At 39.7% G+C, this 17281-nt stretch carries 20 protein-coding genes; 15 read left to right on the plus strand and 5 right to left on the minus strand.

Going from position 1 to position 17281, the window contains the following annotated elements:
* Positions 1–88: 88 nt before the first annotated feature.
* From odhB to ubiH, 15 genes are all read left to right on the plus strand, one after another.
* Positions 89–1318, plus strand: coding sequence for a 2-oxoglutarate dehydrogenase complex dihydrolipoyllysine-residue succinyltransferase (gene odhB / locus HMPREF0027_RS04045; RefSeq protein ID WP_005622455.1), 1230 nt, complete (start codon positions 89–91; stop codon positions 1316–1318).
* A 135-nt stretch (positions 1319–1453) separates the two neighbouring features.
* The gene (locus HMPREF0027_RS04050) at positions 1454–2317 is read left to right on the plus strand and encodes a VirK/YbjX family protein (protein WP_005622456.1); all 864 of its coding nucleotides are present in this window, start codon (positions 1454–1456) and stop codon (positions 2315–2317) included.
* A 172-nt stretch (positions 2318–2489) separates the two neighbouring features.
* Positions 2490–3656 carry an ADP-forming succinate--CoA ligase subunit beta gene (sucC, locus tag HMPREF0027_RS04055; protein ID WP_005622457.1) on the plus strand — a complete coding sequence of 389 codons (1167 nt, stop codon included), beginning with the start codon at positions 2490–2492 and terminating at the stop codon, positions 3654–3656.
* Position 3657: 1 nt separating this feature from the next.
* Positions 3658–4530: a succinate--CoA ligase subunit alpha gene (sucD, locus tag HMPREF0027_RS04060; protein WP_005622458.1), complete on the plus strand. Its 873-nt coding sequence runs from the start codon at positions 3658–3660 to the stop codon at positions 4528–4530.
* 97 nt (positions 4531–4627) lie between these two features.
* Positions 4628–4789, plus strand: a complete 162-nt coding sequence (locus tag HMPREF0027_RS12465) for a hypothetical protein (RefSeq protein WP_005622459.1) — start codon at positions 4628–4630, stop codon at positions 4787–4789.
* 170 nt (positions 4790–4959) lie between these two features.
* Positions 4960–5145 (plus strand): hypothetical protein, encoded by a 186-nt coding sequence (locus tag HMPREF0027_RS12470; RefSeq protein WP_244261836.1) that lies wholly within the window; start codon positions 4960–4962, stop codon positions 5143–5145.
* Entirely contained in the window at positions 5142–5561 is a 420-nt protein-coding gene (locus HMPREF0027_RS12475; protein ID WP_005622462.1) for a helix-turn-helix transcriptional regulator, read from the plus strand. The genes HMPREF0027_RS12470 and HMPREF0027_RS12475 overlap by 4 nt, the downstream gene beginning before the upstream one ends.
* Before the next feature lie 695 nt (positions 5562–6256).
* The gene (locus HMPREF0027_RS12480) at positions 6257–6439 is read left to right on the plus strand and encodes a hypothetical protein (RefSeq protein WP_005622463.1); all 183 of its coding nucleotides are present in this window, start codon (positions 6257–6259) and stop codon (positions 6437–6439) included.
* A gap of 75 nt (positions 6440–6514) precedes the next feature.
* Positions 6515–6688, plus strand: a complete 174-nt coding sequence (locus HMPREF0027_RS12485; RefSeq protein WP_005622464.1) for a hypothetical protein — start codon at positions 6515–6517, stop codon at positions 6686–6688.
* Between the two features lie 22 nt (positions 6689–6710).
* Positions 6711–9575 (plus strand): phage tail tape measure protein, encoded by a 2865-nt coding sequence (locus HMPREF0027_RS12490; RefSeq protein ID WP_244261856.1) that lies wholly within the window; start codon positions 6711–6713, stop codon positions 9573–9575.
* Between the two features lie 193 nt (positions 9576–9768).
* Positions 9769–9912 (plus strand): hypothetical protein, encoded by a 144-nt coding sequence (locus HMPREF0027_RS13110; protein WP_244261837.1) that lies wholly within the window; start codon positions 9769–9771, stop codon positions 9910–9912.
* Positions 9913–9980: 68 nt separating this feature from the next.
* Positions 9981–10217, plus strand: a complete 237-nt coding sequence (locus HMPREF0027_RS12500; RefSeq protein WP_005622467.1) for a hypothetical protein — start codon at positions 9981–9983, stop codon at positions 10215–10217.
* Between the two features lie 316 nt (positions 10218–10533).
* The gene (gene selD / locus HMPREF0027_RS04085; protein WP_081456955.1) at positions 10534–11577 is read left to right on the plus strand and encodes a selenide, water dikinase SelD; all 1044 of its coding nucleotides are present in this window, start codon (positions 10534–10536) and stop codon (positions 11575–11577) included.
* A 20-nt stretch (positions 11578–11597) separates the two neighbouring features.
* On the plus strand, positions 11598–12053 hold the full coding sequence (locus tag HMPREF0027_RS04090) for an NUDIX hydrolase (RefSeq protein ID WP_005622469.1): 456 nt from the start codon (positions 11598–11600) through the stop codon (positions 12051–12053).
* A gap of 9 nt (positions 12054–12062) precedes the next feature.
* Positions 12063–13262: a 2-octaprenyl-6-methoxyphenyl hydroxylase gene (gene ubiH, locus HMPREF0027_RS04095; RefSeq protein ID WP_005622470.1), complete on the plus strand. Its 1200-nt coding sequence runs from the start codon at positions 12063–12065 to the stop codon at positions 13260–13262.
* A gap of 31 nt (positions 13263–13293) precedes the next feature.
* Here ubiH and HMPREF0027_RS04100 read toward each other — a convergent pair whose 3' ends face one another.
* The 5 genes from HMPREF0027_RS04100 to rapZ form a co-directional block, all read right to left on the minus strand.
* Positions 13294–13767 (minus strand): hypothetical protein, encoded by a 474-nt coding sequence (locus HMPREF0027_RS04100; RefSeq protein WP_044024429.1) that lies wholly within the window; start codon positions 13765–13767, stop codon positions 13294–13296.
* Between the two features lie 61 nt (positions 13768–13828).
* On the minus strand, positions 13829–14437 hold the full coding sequence (locus tag HMPREF0027_RS04105) for a hypothetical protein (protein WP_005622472.1): 609 nt from the start codon (positions 14435–14437) through the stop codon (positions 13829–13831).
* A gap of 72 nt (positions 14438–14509) precedes the next feature.
* Positions 14510–14989 (minus strand): hypothetical protein, encoded by a 480-nt coding sequence (locus HMPREF0027_RS04110; protein WP_005622473.1) that lies wholly within the window; start codon positions 14987–14989, stop codon positions 14510–14512.
* A 137-nt stretch (positions 14990–15126) separates the two neighbouring features.
* Positions 15127–16308, minus strand: coding sequence for an FAD-dependent 2-octaprenylphenol hydroxylase (locus HMPREF0027_RS04115; RefSeq protein WP_005622474.1), 1182 nt, complete (start codon positions 16306–16308; stop codon positions 15127–15129).
* A gap of 88 nt (positions 16309–16396) precedes the next feature.
* Positions 16397–17263 (minus strand): RNase adapter RapZ, encoded by an 867-nt coding sequence (gene rapZ / locus HMPREF0027_RS04120; protein WP_005622475.1) that lies wholly within the window; start codon positions 17261–17263, stop codon positions 16397–16399.
* Positions 17264–17281 lie beyond the last annotated feature (18 nt).

Genomic DNA, 17281 nt, shown 5'->3' on the forward strand with positions numbered 1-17281 from the left:
CTTTGCAAAAAAATCATCAAATTTGACCGCTTGCAAAATTATCGGCACAGCTAAAACACTGTGTTAACGAATATAAAGGAACATAACTATGACTATTGAAATTTTAACGCCGGACTTACCCGAATCTGTTGCAGATGCGACTGTTGCTACTTGGCATAAGAATGTGGGTGATGCAATTAAACGTGATGAAGTAATCGTTGAAATTGAAACGGATAAAGTCGTATTAGAAGTACCAGCGCCGCATGACGGTATTTTAGCGGAGATCAGCCAAGTTCAAGGCGCTACTGTTATTTCCAAACAATTACTCGGCAAAATCTCAACCGTCCAAGCAGGCGATTTCACCCAAGAAACGATTAAACCGACGAATGAAGCGACTCCGGCGGATCGTAAGTCTGCAGCTATTGAACATGACCATTCCGATGCGGATTCTCAAGGTCCTGCGATTCGCCGTTTATTAGCAGAACATAATATTGAAGCGCATCTTATCAAAGGTACCGGTGTAGGCGGTCGAATTACCCGTGAAGATATTGAACATCATTTAGCACAACGTCAAACACAAGCTTCAAAACAGGCTACTGCCACAGAGCAAAGCACTGTCAGCACCGTGTCTTACTCAGCACGTAGCGAAAAACGTGTGCCAATGACACGTTTACGTAAGCGTATCGCAGAACGCCTGTTAGAAGCGAAAAACACAACGGCAATGTTAACCACATTCAATGAAGTAGATATGCAGCCGATTATGACATTACGTAAAACTTACGGTGAAAAATTTGAAAAACAACACGGTGTACGTTTAGGCTTTATGTCGTTCTATATTAAAGCGGTTGTTGAAGCATTAAAACGTTATCCGGAAATCAATGCTTCGATTGATGGCGATGACGTGGTATATCACAACTACTTCGATATTAGTATTGCGGTCTCAACCCCTCGCGGCTTAGTCACACCGGTTATCCGTAACTGTGACAAATTATCGATGGCGGATATTGAGAAAACCATTAAAGAACTGGCTGAGAAAGGTCGTGACGGCAAATTAACCGTAGAAGACTTAACCGGCGGTAATTTTACCATCACAAACGGTGGTGTATTCGGTTCATTAATGTCAACCCCGATCATCAATCCACCACAAAGTGCAATTTTAGGGATGCACGCCATTAAAGATCGCCCGGTTGCCGTAAACTGCCAAGTGGTTATTCGTCCAATGATGTATCTGGCACTTTCTTATGACCATCGTTTAATTGATGGACGTGAATCTGTTGGTTTCTTAGTTGCTGTAAAAGATTTATTAGAAGATCCGACACGTTTATTACTTGAAATTTAACAGCTAATCAGCTTAGTTAAGTAAACCGCTTACAGCATCCTGTAAGCGGTTTTTTTTAATAAAGTTCACACACACTTTGTAAATTAATCAATTTTATTGTATTATAACGTTATTGTTGAGCAAATTTAGAGAAATATGACTGATTACAATTACCCGAGTGCATACAAAATATATCCTGATACTCCTCAAAAATCTTATCGTCTTAAACGTTTACGCTTCTGGTTACGTTCTCGTTTACATCAAAAACAAATTAATTTATTCACTCAATTTATAAATCAGAATCCGGCACTTATTCCTCTGTTGAATCAAAGACCTAATTATAGTTATCCTCTTGTGCATCGTTTTTTGGATAAGCGTTTTAGTGCAACACAACGTTTTCAAGCAATTTGTGATAACTTAACCTTTCTCCCGAAAGCATTAGCTCAATACCAATTACCTCCACTATGGGAAAAGTCAATAAGCTTTGGCGAAATCATCTCGGATTTTGAGCTTCGTTTGAATATCAATGAACATCAACCTATGGAAGGTTTTTGGGCATTGGAGTTATATCAAAAAAGTTCACAACAGCTTGTATATCTATTAACTTTTGGGCTAGTTGAAAATGCACTACTTATCGGTGTGATTCAAGGCTCTAACCAGGTCAATGCCAAAGAGTTAATGAAACAATTAACTAAGCAATGTTATGGCCTACGCCCTGCTCATTTAATGGTAGAAAGTATGAAGTTGCTTGCTTCCGTGCTTGGCTATAAGCAGCTACTTGGTATTCCTCATAAATATCAAAATAAATCTCGATTTATCCAAAGCAAACGTTATGTTGTTGATTATGATGCTATTTTTAGTGAAAGCGGTGGAATCCTAAAAGATTATTGGCAAATGTCTGTGGCGAGCGATAAATCGCTTGAACGCATCCCAAGCAAAAAACGTTCGATGTATCGTAAACGCTTTGCACTACTTGAACAAATAGAAGGCAATATCCGCATGGCATTTGGAACTGCCTAATACTTATCTGCTTCGGCTCACTATTTTTTAACCGCTTATAAGCTAAATATAAGCGGTTAAATTTTCATATCTTTTTGCATTTTTCCTGCTATCTTCAATTTGCTTTTTTAACTAAGATCCATTAAATTTCTGAAAGAATTTCTAACAAAAATGATTCTATACAGGAAATTATATGAACCTACATGAATATCAAGCAAAGCAAATTTTTTCACAATATCAACTCCCGGTGAGCCACGGTATTGCCTGTACAAATACGCATGAGGCGCTTGCCGCCATTCAACAATTAAACGGAGATATTTGGGCGGCTAAATGTCAAGTCCATGCAGGAGGAAGAGGCAAAGCCGGTGGGGTTAAATTAGTCCGTAATGACGCAGACGTTCGTGAGTTCTGCGATAAATGGTTTGGGCAGCATTTAGTCACATTCCAAACCGATGCTCATGGACAACCGGTAAATACGATTTATATTGAAGAAACTTGCCAAATCGAACGTGAATTATACTTAGGTGCAGTAGCTGATCGCTCATCACAAAAAATCGTATTTATGGCATCCTGTGCCGGTGGTATGAATATTGAAGATGTCGCTCAGCAAACGCCTGAACTTATCCATAAAGTAACTATCGATCCGCTTACCGGCGCTCAAGCATTTCAAGGCCGAGAACTTGCCTTCCAATTAGGGCTTTCCGGCGATCAAATTAAACAATTCACACATATTTTTGTACAACTCGCCAATTTATTTATTGAAAAAGATCTTGCTCTAGTTGAAGTAAATCCTCTCGTGCTGACCAAACAAGGTCAATTACTCTGCTTAGATGCCAAAATGGTTGTCGATAGCAACGCACTTTATCGCCACCCTGAACTCAAAGTTCTACAAGACCCAAGCCAAGAAGATCCTCGAGAAGCTGAAGCAGCAAAATGGGATCTCAATTATGTTGCGTTAGATGGAAATATAGGCTGCATGGTTAACGGCGCTGGCTTAGCAATGGGAACGATGGATATCGTCAAATTGCACGGTGGTCGTCCGGCAAACTTTTTAGATGTCGGTGGTGGAGCAACCAAAGAACGTGTTGCAGAAGCTTTTAAATTAATTCTTTCCGATCGAAATGTGAAAGCAGTCTTGGTCAATATCTTCGGCGGCATTGTCAGATGTGATTTAATTGCAGAAGGTATTATTGCTGCAGTTAATGAAGTCGGAGTCAGTCTTCCGGTTGTTGTGCGTTTAGAAGGAACAAATGCCGAATTAGGTTGTCAACTTCTCGCAAACAGCGGTTTAAGTCTCATTGCAGCCACTACATTAACTCAAGCGGCACAATTTACAGTCACAGCAGCACAAGGGAAATAATATGGCGATTTTAATTGATAAAAATACTAAAGTTATCTGCCAAGGTTTTACCGGTGGACAAGGTACATTCCATAGTGAGCAAGCATTGGCATACGGTACTCAACTTGTCGGCGGTATCTCGCCCAATAAAGGTGGTACAACCCATTTAGGCTTACCGGTATTTAATACCGTACGTGAAGCAGTAGAAAAAACCGGTGCAACCACAAGCGTCATTTATGTACCAGCTCCAGGCTGTAAAGATGCGATTTTAGAAGCGATTGATGCCGGCATCCAACTAATTGTCTGCATTACCGAAGGTATTCCAACCTTGGATATGCTGATCGTTAAACAAAAATTAAAAGAAAGCGGTGTACGAATGATTGGCCCAAATTGTCCGGGTATTATCACACCTGATGAATGTAAAATCGGTATTATGCCTGCTCATATTCATAAAAAAGGAAAAATCGGTATTGTGTCTCGTTCCGGTACATTAACTTATGAAGCGGTGAAACAAACAACTGATGAAGGATTCGGACAGTCTACTTGTGTCGGTATCGGCGGCGATCCAATTCCCGGTTCCAGTTTTATTGATATTCTAAAACTCTTCCAATCAGACCCAGAAACTGAAGCAATCGTAATGATTGGTGAAATAGGAGGTACGGCGGAAGAAGAAGCAGCTGAATTTATCAAAATGCACGTCACCAAACCTGTTGTCAGCTATATCGCCGGTGTTACTGCACCAAAAGGGAAACGTATGGGCCATGCTGGTGCGATTATCAGTGGAGGTAAAGGTACGGCAGATGAAAAATTTAAGGCTCTAGAACAAGCGGGTGTAAAAACGGTGCGAAGTTTAGCGGAAATTGGAGCAGCGCTTAACGAACTCCTTAATAAATAGTAACAAGCGGTTAAATTTTACTGTTTTTTTGCAAAAAATTGCTCAATTTTAACCGCCTGCTATTGCTATAATAAATAAAAAAATCAAGGAATAAATTATGCCTAAACGTTCCCAAAATATTTATAATACTCTTTTCCAATTGGAAATCTTACGTCGTATTCCAAAGGGAAAAGGGCGTTACATTACTGCAAAGCAATTACACTCCCAATTAGAAGAACTCGGTTTCGATAAAGATATTCTACCGTACAGAGAACATTAAATATTTTATGTGCACATTTTGATATTGAAAAAGATGATCGTGATATTCAGCATGCTTATCGTTGGAAAGAACAAGCGAAAGGACTGGCAATTTCTACGTTAACTGCTCACGAATCTTTATTATTAATGTTGGCTGAGGAACATTTAAAGAATCTGTTGCCGGCGAATTTAATGAAATCCTTCAAACCGTTTTTTGATGAAGCACGTTATCAAAAACAATTTGGTAAAGAAACGCTTGAATATAAATGGTTGGATAAAGTTAGCAGTGTACCGACCAGCCAGCCATTGCTTCCTGCGAAAGTTTCTCCTGATATTTTGAAGCAGTCAGTTCGGCATTATTTGAAAATAAATTATTGAATGTTGAATATCAAAATCAGCACGGTAAGAAAAATAAAGCGCAAGTGATGCCGCTTGCTTTGGTTCAACAAGGTGGTGCAATGTATTTAGTTGTGCAATATGAGGGGTTTGAAAATTATCGTCATCTTGCCTTACATCGTATTAAAAAAGCAGCAGTTTCAACTTTCAGTTTTGAATATCCGAAAGATTTCAATCTTAAACATTATCAAGAACAAGGTAATTTCGGTTTTGGTGATGGTAGTATGGTTAAATTGACTTTCTCAATTTCTCATTCTGCCGGCTTCCACTTAACTGAAACACCGCTTTCAAAAGATCAGCAAATTTTAGAAGAAACCGAAGCGTTTTACCGAATCCAAGCCACTGTTCCCGACAACAGATTTTATTTTCACCACCCACAAGCTCAAGCACTACAATAGTATCACTTTCATTTTTAACGTGTTGAGAATAGTAAAAATCAAATAACGCACGCCGTCCCCTACTTAGTCAACTAAGTAGGGGATTTTTTTGTTTGTGCTTTTTGTGCTACGTTGTGCGTGGTGTATTGCGAAGGTTAAAAATGGTATTAAATAGAAGCTCTAGCATCTCTTTTACAGGTAGGGAATATCAGGGTAAAGGTAAGTAATAAAATCGCTTAAAACGCATTTGAGGGCGTTCTAGAGGGTGAGCCTAAATTTTAGGCGATTGATGATCTATTTTTGGCGTACTCCTTAGCCCACGCAAAGCGAGGGGCTTCTCAACTCTAGAGAACGGGGAAGCTGTCAAGTAGAGAAATCACGGCGGAAATGGCTTTCATTTAGTGCCTCACCCTGTAAATTGTAGGCAAGGCACTAAATAAGTAAAATGCCCTAGAATTGACAAATCTTTTTTTTGTTGGTGATATTTTTCCGCACCTCTATTGTATGGCGAACTAGTGCTTTTTCAGTGGGGCTTTTCCAATCGGATTGTATGATTTCATTTTGCATATATAGACAACTTCTGATCAAAACTCTTATATAAAATCTGGACAGATCCAACACTGACTCGTAAGCAAAAATGGGATCGTAGCTTTGGGAAATATTAAATAGAGTCAACTAAAAGGCTAACTTCGGTTAGCCTTTTTTATTGGGGGAAAATGTCCACATTAGGAGAATTAGCTATCAAGTTGAGGTTAGATTCTGTTGAATTTCAACAGGGGCTAACGAGGGCAGAGCATAAAGCACGTAAATTTGCTGATCGCGCTGTTCAATATTTAGATAATATCGAAAAAACGGCTAAAAATATCAATAATGCGACTCAGTTTGAGTTTCGTATCTAGAATTTAGATCGCTTACGTAATGTTGCAAATACTGCATTCAAAGTAGCTGATGAATATACCCAGCTAGCCAATAAATTGCGTTTAGTCACAGAAAGCGAAGCTCAACACGCAAGAGCAATGGTTTCTGTATATGATATTTCGCTAAAAACTGCCCAATCTAGCCAAGTAACATCATCTGTCCATCAAACTTTTGCTCAAAATGCGAAAGAGCTTGGTTTAGCGCAATATGATGTAGCTCAGTCTGACTGAAACAGTCTCAAAAGTAGTAGCAATATCAGGTGCAAGTTCAGCAACAGCATCAAATGCCTTGGTACAATTTAGCCAATCATTACTAATAGGCAAACTGAAAGCCCAAGAATTTAACTCACTGATGACCCAAACGCCATCAGTAGTACAAGCAATTGCAAAAGGTTTAGGCGTAACGACTGCTGAACTAAAAGAAATGGTGGATAAAGGTGAATTATCTGCTCAAAAAATGGTGGAGGGGCTGAAAAAAGCTGAAAGCTCCGTTAATGACTTATATGGTAAAACATCAACCACAATAAGTGGTGCTATGCAGAACCTTGCCACAGCAACAGAAAAATGGGTAGGTGAAAAGGATAAGGCAATTGGTGTATCAAATGGGTTGGTGAACGCAACAAATTTTTTAGCAACTAATCTTGATACGATCGCCCCTGTTCTTTTAAATATAGGGGCAGCTTGGGCAGCTATCAAATTAAAAGAACGGGTACAAGAAACCTACAATACCACAGTTGTTACACAACAAAAAGCGAAATCTGCTGTCGTTACTGCTCAGGCTACATTGAGACAATCACAGTCTGAATTGGTTTTCGCTTGTTCAGCTATGCAATCTCTACAAGCTCAATTACAGTTAGCTCGTACTGAGCAAGAAAGAACGATAATTCGGCAAAGAATGAAAGCTCAGTCGGCAGAAATCATTGCGCTTACAAATGCAGAACGTGTTGCTACACAAAATCTTGCGAAGGCGAAAAAATCGGCAAATTTATTAAATGGTGCGATGTCTGCGCTAGGTGGACCTATTGGTTTAGTAACAGTGGGGCTTACATTTGGCGCTTCAGCATTATGGGAATGGTATCAGTCCGCCGAACAAGCAACACAAAAAGTTATTGATTTTGCTGATGAATTGCCTCGCTTAAAAGAAAATCTCAATGCAATGAACAGCATTGATCTACGAGCAACCAAAGCTCAACTCGAAGAAAGTGCTATTGCTCAACAACGAGAAGTTGAAAAATTAAAACGTAAGGTAAAAGATCTTCAACAGGAAATAGCACAAACACCTACGTTAGAAATTTTAGAAGATGATTACGGCTATCAAGTCACGATTGATAACACTGCTAAATTAGCTCAATTACAGAGAGATTTAGATAAAGAGATTAAAAAATTATCTGATAGCACCCAGAAATTAGCTGAAACACAAGCAACCACCGCTACAGTTACTCAACAACTTGCCGATGTGAGCCAAAATGAGCTTGATGCAATTTATCAGCGATTAGGGATTACTTTAATTGATGTTGATCGTAATTCTCAAGATTTTAATAGTTCAATGTTGATTACAGGCAATACAGCAACGCAAGTACAAAGTCCGTTAAGCTCGATGATGGATAAAATCTTTGGAGTGGGTGATACTGCTCGTGCGAGTGCAAAAGACTTATATGTGTTCTCTCACGTTGCTCGAGATGCCCTTGCTCAAGGAAAAATTCCTGAGTTACCAAAACCTGATGAAAAAACGCAACAGGCTATTGACCGAATTAAACGCCGTAATGAAATCAACAATGCCAAAGGGCAAAATTGGGTAAATAAAAGTGTCAATGATGCGTTGATTAACCAAGGATTAGATCCAACCAAAGCTGACTATGCCGAAATGCGAGAGGTTTTAACTGAGCAGTTCCAACATCAGCTTAATGAAAGAAATCGGCGTGGTGAGCGTGGTAGTAAAGATGAAGCGGAGAAAGCAGCAGAAAAATCTCGTGAAGATTACCAAAAACAATTTGGTGAGATGTCGTATCGTTTGCCTGAGTTAAAAGCGAATACTAAAGATATTGAGATGTTTGGTCAGGTATCACACTATCAAGAAGTCAAAAAATTAACAGAAGACATTGCTCTTAATGCAGAAAAGTACAAAAACTTCGGTCTTGAAGGCATAGAACAGCTGAAATCTTTATTAAGTCAGATTGATGGTGAACATCAGAAATTAGAAATTGCAAAATTTGGGTATGACAATACACAAAAAATCAAAGCAATGGAGTTCGAATTAACCTTGTTAGGCAAAACTCGTTCTGAACAAGAATTATTGCAGTATGGTTATCAGCTAGAGCAAGAAGCCGCAAAACTCCGTATTGGTATGACGGAAGAAAATATTGCTAAGCTAGACGAAGAAATTGCTAAGCTGAAAGAATGTTACTCAATTTTACAGCAAGAGCAGGAAAGAAAGCGCTCTGATCCTGTTGAAGGTATCAAGTCTGGTTGGTCAGATATAGAAAATAGTGTAACTGATGTGGCGGGAAATATGCAGAATATTACTGTAAATGCATTCAATAATATGTCTGATGCGCTGACAGATTTTGTTTTAACAGGCAAAGGCAATTTTAGAGATATGGCAACCTCAATTCTCAAAGATATTGCAGCAATGACCGTTAAGATGCTGTTGTTTAATGCAATAAAATCAGGTATGAGTGCTTTTGGTGGTTTCTCAAGTGGCGGTTTTGTTGGTGGTGATTTCGCCACAGGTGGCTATACAGGCGACGGCGGTAAATTTACGCCTGCGGGTATCGTCCACAAAGGCGAATATGTCATCACAAAAGAAGCCACCAGTAGAATCGGGTTGGATTATCTTAATTATCTCAACTATGGCAGACGCGGCTTTGCAAACGGCGGTGGCGTGGCTGTGCCGAGAGTGCCGAGTATCAACCATCAACTTTCTAACAATGGCGAAACCCATAATAGTGTGACGATAACGGTCAATATCGATAAAAATGGTAATGCTGAATCAAGTGTTGAACAGCAAGCTCAACAAGGTAAACAGCTTGGTAATTTAATCCAAGCCAAGGTGCTAGAAGTGTTATCCAGAGAAAGACGAGTTGGTGGAATGTTGTCGCCTAATATTAGAGTGATTTAGTAATCGTATTTTTATCGAAAAAAACATTGAAGATACTCGCACAGGAGCTGTTGCGAAACAGCATGCTGTAGCTGGCTTAAATGTGGATTATCTTAATAATTCCACAAGCATTACCATAGCATCTTACGTTTCGAAAGAAAAGAAAGAGGAAGGTAAAGAGCCTTTATATGTAAATACTTTTACGTTCCAATCAGTGCCAGATTGGTCACAAGTGCCTTACGAATGGGCATTAAATGAGTTGATTAAAGCGCAACCGGAAGATTTTGTACCAGAAACCTATTATGGCTATGTAAATCCTTATTTATTCGCTAGCGGCAAGGTTAAAGATACGGATTAAAGCAACGAAGGTATAGCCTAGTGAAATGCTAGGCTATCTGTTTACTATAAACGAAAAGCGGAGAAAAAATGAAACCGAAAAAACATTACTGTACGGAGTGGCATAACGCCCCAACATCAATCAATAGTTGTTGCCACCAACACGATAGAGATTATGGCATCAAGGGCACAGTCACTCGCGCCGAAGCCGATAAGCGATTGCGTGAGTGTATGATTAAAAACGGTCATCCGATTAAGGCTTGGTTTTTTTGGGTTGTGGTGAGATTGTTTGGGTGGATTTTTTACAACAAGAAGAACCTAAGCTGATTCCCAATCCTAATTTAGTTCAACTGCTCGCTATGGGGGGTATTAGAATGTTGTGAAGAGTTGGGGAATGGGTGTGATGAGTGTTAAAATAGCCCTGTAACGTAGCCGCTAACGGCAAAAAAGCGTTACGAAATAAATCCTAACTTTTTGATATTTTTAGTCTTAAAATCCTAAAATTGTTCATTTTTTCGGAACAGATTTGCTACATAAAGCCTTATTGTAAAAAGACTGTTTAGATTTTTGCAAAAAATTGCTCAAATCTGACCGCTTGTTGACGTACAATAACAAGATTCGGGAATAGATTACGAGGTATAACATGGCGGAAGAACCGATTCGTTTGACGCAATACAGTCACGGTGCCGGTTGAGGCTGTAAAATTTCTCCTAAGGTGTTAGGGACAATTTTACAAAGTCAGCTGGAAAAATTTGTTGATCCAAATTTATTAGTGGGTAATGAAACCGCCGATGATGCTGCTGTGTATGACATCGGTAATGGCGTTGGCATTATCAGCACCACAGACTTTTTTATGCCGATTGTGGACGATCCGTTTGATTTTGGACGAATTGCGGCGGCAAATGCGTTGAGTGATGTGTTTGCAATGGGCGGGAAGCCGATTATGGCAATTGCAATTTTGGGTTTCCCAGTAAATATACTTCCGGCAGAAGTCGCACAAAAAATTGTGGAAGGCGGACGTTTTGCGTGTCAGCAAGCCGGTATTGCGTTAGCCGGCGGCCATTCGATTGACTCACCTGAGCCGATTTTCGGTTTAGCGGTAACCGGTATGGTGAGTACCGAACAAGTGAAAAAGAATGCTTCAGCAGAAGCTGGTTGCGAGCTATTTTTAACTAAACCGCTCGGTATCGGTGTGTTAACCACTGTGGAGAAAAAAGGTTTATTAAAAGCGGAACATCAGAATTTGGCACGAGATGTGATGTGTCAGATTAATTTGATTGGTGCACAATTTTCACAATTATCCGATGTGACGGCAATGACGGATGTGACTGGTTTCGGTTTGTTAGGGCATTTAAGTGAAATCTGCCAAGGTTCGAATGTTCGTGCCGAAGTGAATTTTGCTGAAATTCATACGTTGGGCGGTGTGAAAGAGTATATCTCTCAAGGTGTAGTACCGGGTGGAACAAATCGTAACTTTGACAGTTATGGACATTTAATTTCAGCCATGACTAATGAACAAAAAGCGATTTTGTGTGATCCGCAAACTTCCGGCGGTTTGTTGATTGCAGTGCGCCCACAAGCGGTCGAAAAAGTGCAACAAATTGCAAAACAGGCAAACGTGCCTCTATTTAGAGTGGGGCGTTTACTTGAGGCGGACGGTGCGAAGCCGTTAATTGACGTCATTTAAGCGGAAAATTGAGGAACGATATGCATAAACCGAATATTACTTTAGCCTGTGTGGTGCATTGCAAAGGTAAATTTTTATTTGTGGAAGAAATCGAATACGGTAAACGAACCTTAAACCAACCGGCAGGGCATTTGGAAGCAAATGAAACATTGTTGGAAGGTGCGAGTAGAGAGTTATTCGAAGAAACTGGGATTCGTGCGGAAGCTCAACGTTTAATTAAGATTTATCAATGGCACGCACCTCGTTCACAGACCGATTATTTACGCTTTGTATTTGCGGTTGAGTTAGACGATTTTGTGCCGATTTCGCCGCAAGATAGTGATATTACTCAAGGTTTTTGGCTGAGTTTAGATGAATTTAAGCATTTTATTCAGCAGGAAGGACAGTGCGAACGTAATCCGTTAGTCAGCCAGTCTATTGAAGATTATTTGAGTGGCGAAAGCTATCCGCTTGATGTGTTACGAGTGTTTGAATAAGAGGTAGAAATGGCAGAGCAATTTGATGTGGTCATTGTTGGCGGTGCGGTGACCGGTTCGGTATTAGCATTGGTGCTAAGTAGCTTGTCGCAGCATAAAATGCGGATTGCGATCGTTGAAAAACAGTTGCCTGATTATGCGCAACAAGGCGGTTTTGATGCACGTAGTATTGCGTTGGCACAAGGCAGTTTGCAAAAATTTGCTCAAATTCAACCGCTTGTCGACAGCTCACTTGCCGAACAAATTCAGCAAATTGCCACACCAATTCAACAGATTCAGGTGTCGGATCTCGGGCATTTCGGTAAAACGACACTGAAAGCGAGCGAGCTGAATTTAGTACAATTAGGTGTCGTGGTTGAGCTTGCAAAATTAGGTAAAAATTTGAGCGCTTGTATTGAGCAGCAACCGAATATCCATTGGTTTTGTCCGAATCAAATAGCTCGTTTCGAACGTTCACAAACTGAGGTTTCGCTTACGTTACAAAACGGCGAACACATTAGAACACAGCTGATAATTGCTGCAGATGGGATTCAATCCCAAATCGCTCGGCAGTGCGGTGTTGAAACAGAGCTATTAAAGGATTATCAACAGTCGGCTTTAATTGCAAATGTCGAAATCAGTGAACCGCATAAAGGGCAGGCTTTTGAGCGTTTTACGACGCAAGGGCCGTTAGCGTTGTTGCCGTTAAGTGATAATCGAATGTCATTAGTTTGGTGTGTGAAACAAGCGGAAGATTTGCTGAGGCTTACCGATGAAGATTTTCTTTCGCAATTACAGCAGCAATTCGGTTGGAAATTAGGGCAATTTGTGCGAGTCAGCAAGCGATTCGTTTATCCGCTCACTTCGCAAAAAGCACAATCGCATATTCATCATCGCTTGGCGATTGTAGGTAATGCGGCACAATTATTACATCCGGTTGCGGGGCAGGGCTTTAATCTTGGAATGCGAGATTTGTTTACCCTTGCACAACTATTGTCAAAAGCCTTTGAACAAGGGGAAGATTTGGGCGAGTTCATATTGCTTAATCAATTTGAGCAATCGAGAAAGCAAGATCAAGCAGAGATTCTTTCTCTAACAAGCGGTCTGATTTCACTGTTTTCTTGCGATTTATTACCGCTACAAGCGGTCAGAAATGTGGGCTTATTTACGATTTCTCATAGCAAGTTATTGCGAGAACATATTGCAAATAAGGCTTTAGGTTGGCAATAAAAGTAAAAGGACGCACTGAGCGTCCTTTTGTTTATAACTGATATTTTTTCATTAATTTTAATTTTTCATGTAAGATTTCATTACCTAATTGGGTAATCATTTTCCCTTTATCTTGAACTGATTGAGCCAAGGCTTCATTCGGTTGAGATTCTAATTTAATCATATCTCTGAATGTTTCTTGGCTTAATTGTAATGCTCTTAAGCCGATATTTTTAATTGGTAAAATTTCATCATTTTGGATATCCAGATAGTTCAACGATGCTTGGATCGTATCCACTTCTTCTAAATAATTTTGCATAGTTTCAATGCGCACATATTTATTTGTAGCGGTTTCTAAACCGTACATCGCAAAGACGGTCGCTTGAATATAATCATTTCCGTAAACCTCATCCCAATGATGAAAGCGTTGGAAATCAGCCTGTGGAGAGTGGTTTTCCAACGTTGTACAACCGATAAGACCTAATATAAATGAATAAGAAATAATAATTTTTATTATGTTGTGCATTTTGATGCTGTTTGCTGCCGAGTGAAAAAGGCTAGGCATTGCCTAGCCGATAAAAATATAATTATGGAGCTGGAGCTGGAGCTGGAGCTGGAGCTGGAGCTGGAGCTGGAGCTGGAGCTGGAGCTGGAGCTGGAGCTGGAGCTGCGCCATATTTAGTTGCTAGTTCAGCTTCAATTTTTTGACCTTCCGTCGCAATTTTATCTAATTGCGTTTGTAATTCACCAAACGCCTTGTGTGCTTCAGGAGTTGGATTTTTAGCAAGTTTGTCATTTTCATCAATCATTTTTGCACCTAATGCCATAGCTTCGAGTGCTTTATCTTTAAGTGCGTTTACTTGCGGATCCGTAATTTCTAGAGTTGCTGCACTTTTTTGGATATTTTCAATTTGCTCAAGAATCGCTTTATTCATGGTTGTTTGAATAAGTGCCGCATCTTTTGCTTTATCTCCTAATTTTTCAATTGCGCTGTTAATGGCATCACCAATTGATTTTTCTTGTAATTGTTGCCATTCTTGGAACTTTTTATAGTCTTGTGCGCCGGTATCTACCGTTGCCGTTTTAGTTTCTGTTTGAGTTGCAGATGTATCAGCCGCTTTCGTTGCCGGTTTATCGCAAGCAGTTAAAAATAATGTGAATAACGCTGCAGCGCCGAGTTTAGTAAATTTATTCATGTGATTGTCCTATATGAAAAAGGTTAGTGTCGTTAAACACTAACCTTATAATTTTATCATTGTATCAGCAAATTATTTAGCAAATTTTGCTTTTAAATCCGCTTGTAATTTTTGAAGTTCTTGAGCCGCTTGGTTTAATTGAACCGCTTTAGCTTGAATAGCTTGTTGAGCTTCTGCTGTTGGTGCAGCCATAACTTTTACTTGCTCTGAAAGTACTTCGCTTGATAAACCTAATACTGCTTTAGTTTTATCTTTTAATGCTTTAATTTCTTCGCTTTTCACATCAACAGCGTCTAAGCTTTTTAATGTTTCTTGCACTTTACCAGCGAAGTTATTTAATACAGCTTCTAATGCTTTAGGATCTTTTTCTTTCTGACCCATAACTTCAGCTAATTGTTTTTGGAACTCAGCTTGTGCTGTTGCTTGAGTTTGTTCTTGAACTTGGTACCATTCTTGGAATTTTTTGTAATCTGCTGCAGGATCTGCTTTGTTACATGCTGTTACGCTAAATGCTAAGAGTGCTACCGCACCGATGGTTGCTAATTTTTTCATTAGTATTCCTTAAAAAGTAAGATTAAAGTTCCCTTTGGAAAGGGCGTTTATTGTAACGATAATAGACAATAAGATAAAAGGCTAGTTCAGTAAAATCTTGTATAAGATTGTCGAGTGTGTAATTTTTGAACTCTTATTTATACATTCATCGCTTGCGCAATCAGCTGTTTTTTTAACTGAGGCATTTGGTTCACCGCAGTTAAACCAATACCGCGAATGAGTTTTTTAAGCGGATTATTGCCATAAAAAAGCTGTTTTAAACTTTCCATCGCCGTCAATAATTTAATCGCTTCAGCTTTGCGAGTACGCTCAAAACGGCGTAGGTGGCGATATTCACCGATATCATGACCGAGTATTAAGTGTTGCTGAATTTCTTGTGCGAGCATAATTGCATCGGCAAAACCTAAATTTACCCCTAAGCCGGCTAACGGATGGATAGTATGTGCCGCATCCCCAATCAGCGCAATACGATTTTGTGCAAAATCACGCGCATAACGTGCTACAAGCGGATAAATTGCACGCTCACTTTGCAATTCAATCATACCTAGCTGATTATCAAAGGCAATGGTTAAAGCTTGATTAAATTGTTTCTCATCGCAATTTAGCAGCATTTCAGCCTGCTCCGGCGCTAAAGACCACACAATTGAGCAGTGTTGTTCATCGGCAAGCGGTAAAAATGCCAAAATACTCTCCGGAGCGAAAATTTGGCGTGCAATAGCTTGATGAGGTTCCGCTGTCTTTACATTACAGACTAATGCAGTATGTTGATAATCTTTGCTTGTCAGCGGAATGTTGGCTTGTTGACGAATCCATGAATTGGCACCGTCTGCGGCTACTACTAATTTAGCCGTTAACATTTCACCATTGTCTAATGTTAAAAATGCGCCTGTCTCATTGATACCGATAGTTTGTGCTGACGCTAATATAATTTCAGCATTCGGTTGTTGACTGACTTGTTGCCAAAGAGCATCTTGAATACGATTATTTTCAATAATAAAGCCGAGTTGCTCCACTCCTAATTGCTTAATTTCCGGCTGGCTATTGTCAAAGTGAATTTGAGCAAAGCTGTCTTTTTCCCATACTCGCATTTGTTGATAAGGTGATAAGCGATTAGCAGCAATGCGATCAAAGGCACCGATTTGGCGTAACATTTTTTCGCTGGTGGCATTAATCGCACTTACTCGATTGGAATAGCTATCGCTAAGTGACGGCGCATTTTTTTCAATAATCTTGATTTGGCATTCCGTATCTTTTAATAGCGCTGCGAGTGCAAGCCCTACCATGCCGCCGCCAATAATGATGATATCTGCTGATTTCATAGTGTGCTATGTTATTGAATGTATAAATTAAAAGCGGTCGTTTTTCTTGAAAAATTTGCAAAATTTTGAGAAAAACTGACCGCTTAGATTAGCAAGGTTTACGATGATGTTTTTCGAGACTGCGATGACGAATTTGTACGTCTTTGTCTCGACTCTGAAAATATTTGGCTAATTGTTCCGCAACGAATACGGAGCGGTGTTTTCCACCGGTACAACCGATAGCAATCGTAAGGTAGCTACGATTATTTTTTTCCAACATCGGCAACCACATTTCTAAATAATTACGTGTGTGGTAAATAAAATTGTGTACTTCAGTTTGTCGATCTAAAAAATCGATAACCGGTTGCTCTAAACCAGTCATTGGTTGTAATTCAGGATTCCAATGCGGATTTGGTAAGAAACGAACGTCAAAAACGTAATCTGCATCGGCAGGTAAACCGTATTTAAAGCCGAAAGATTCAAAGACGATTTTGAGTTCTTTATCGGTTGAACCGCGTAAGAGACTACGCAAGTTCTCCGCTAATTCATGCGAAGAAATATTCGTAGTATCAATAATATAATTGGCTTGATGAAAAAGTGGTTCAAGTAAGGCGCTTTCTAAGTCAATCGCACTCTCAAGTGATAAATCTTTACTGGAAAGAGGATGTAAACGTCTAGAATCACTATAGCGTCTGATGAGCGCATTACGTTCACAATCGAGGAAAATTAATTTGGTACTGATTGTAAGTTGTGAAAGTTGGTTAAGGAATTCTTCGATGCGTTCCGAATTTTCCGGTAAGTTACGAATATCAAGGCTGACTACCGCAGAACAACCGGAACTGGATAAGAATGAGGCTAATTCAGGAATAAGCGGAAGCGGTAGGTTATCTACACAGTAATAACCTACATCTTCTAAAGCTCGTAACGCAACAGATTTACCAGAACCGGAGCGTCCACTTATAATCACTAATTCCATATCTTTCCTCTAATGCAA

Source organism: Actinobacillus ureae ATCC 25976, assembly GCF_000188255.1.
GTDB classification, from domain to species: domain Bacteria; phylum Pseudomonadota; class Gammaproteobacteria; order Enterobacterales; family Pasteurellaceae; genus Actinobacillus; species Actinobacillus ureae.

What these genes read in the sequence shown, in the direction of transcription:
- odhB (WP_005622455.1), top strand. Translation starts at nt 89, where the DNA reads ATGACTATTGAAATTTTAACGCCGGACTTACCCGAATCTGTTGCAGAT.
- HMPREF0027_RS04050 (WP_005622456.1), top strand. Translation starts at nt 1,454, where the DNA reads ATGACTGATTACAATTACCCGAGTGCATACAAAATATATCCTGATACT.
- sucC (WP_005622457.1), top strand. Translation starts at nt 2,490, where the DNA reads ATGAACCTACATGAATATCAAGCAAAGCAAATTTTTTCACAATATCAA.
- sucD (WP_005622458.1), top strand. Translation starts at nt 3,658, where the DNA reads ATGGCGATTTTAATTGATAAAAATACTAAAGTTATCTGCCAAGGTTTT.
- HMPREF0027_RS12465 (WP_005622459.1), top strand. Translation starts at nt 4,628, where the DNA reads ATGCCTAAACGTTCCCAAAATATTTATAATACTCTTTTCCAATTGGAA.
- HMPREF0027_RS12470 (WP_244261836.1), top strand. Translation starts at nt 4,960, where the DNA reads ATGAAATCCTTCAAACCGTTTTTTGATGAAGCACGTTATCAAAAACAA.
- HMPREF0027_RS12480 (WP_005622463.1), top strand. Translation starts at nt 6,257, where the DNA reads ATGTCCACATTAGGAGAATTAGCTATCAAGTTGAGGTTAGATTCTGTT.
- HMPREF0027_RS12500 (WP_005622467.1), top strand. Translation starts at nt 9,981, where the DNA reads ATGAAACCGAAAAAACATTACTGTACGGAGTGGCATAACGCCCCAACA.
- HMPREF0027_RS04090 (WP_005622469.1), top strand. Translation starts at nt 11,598, where the DNA reads ATGCATAAACCGAATATTACTTTAGCCTGTGTGGTGCATTGCAAAGGT.
- ubiH (WP_005622470.1), top strand. Translation starts at nt 12,063, where the DNA reads ATGGCAGAGCAATTTGATGTGGTCATTGTTGGCGGTGCGGTGACCGGT.
- HMPREF0027_RS04100 (WP_044024429.1), bottom strand. Translation starts at nt 13,767, where the DNA reads ATGCACAACATAATAAAAATTATTATTTCTTATTCATTTATATTAGGT.
- HMPREF0027_RS04105 (WP_005622472.1), bottom strand. Translation starts at nt 14,437, where the DNA reads ATGAATAAATTTACTAAACTCGGCGCTGCAGCGTTATTCACATTATTT.
- HMPREF0027_RS04110 (WP_005622473.1), bottom strand. Translation starts at nt 14,989, where the DNA reads ATGAAAAAATTAGCAACCATCGGTGCGGTAGCACTCTTAGCATTTAGC.
- HMPREF0027_RS04115 (WP_005622474.1), bottom strand. Translation starts at nt 16,308, where the DNA reads ATGAAATCAGCAGATATCATCATTATTGGCGGCGGCATGGTAGGGCTT.
- rapZ (WP_005622475.1), bottom strand. Translation starts at nt 17,263, where the DNA reads ATGGAATTAGTGATTATAAGTGGACGCTCCGGTTCTGGTAAATCTGTT.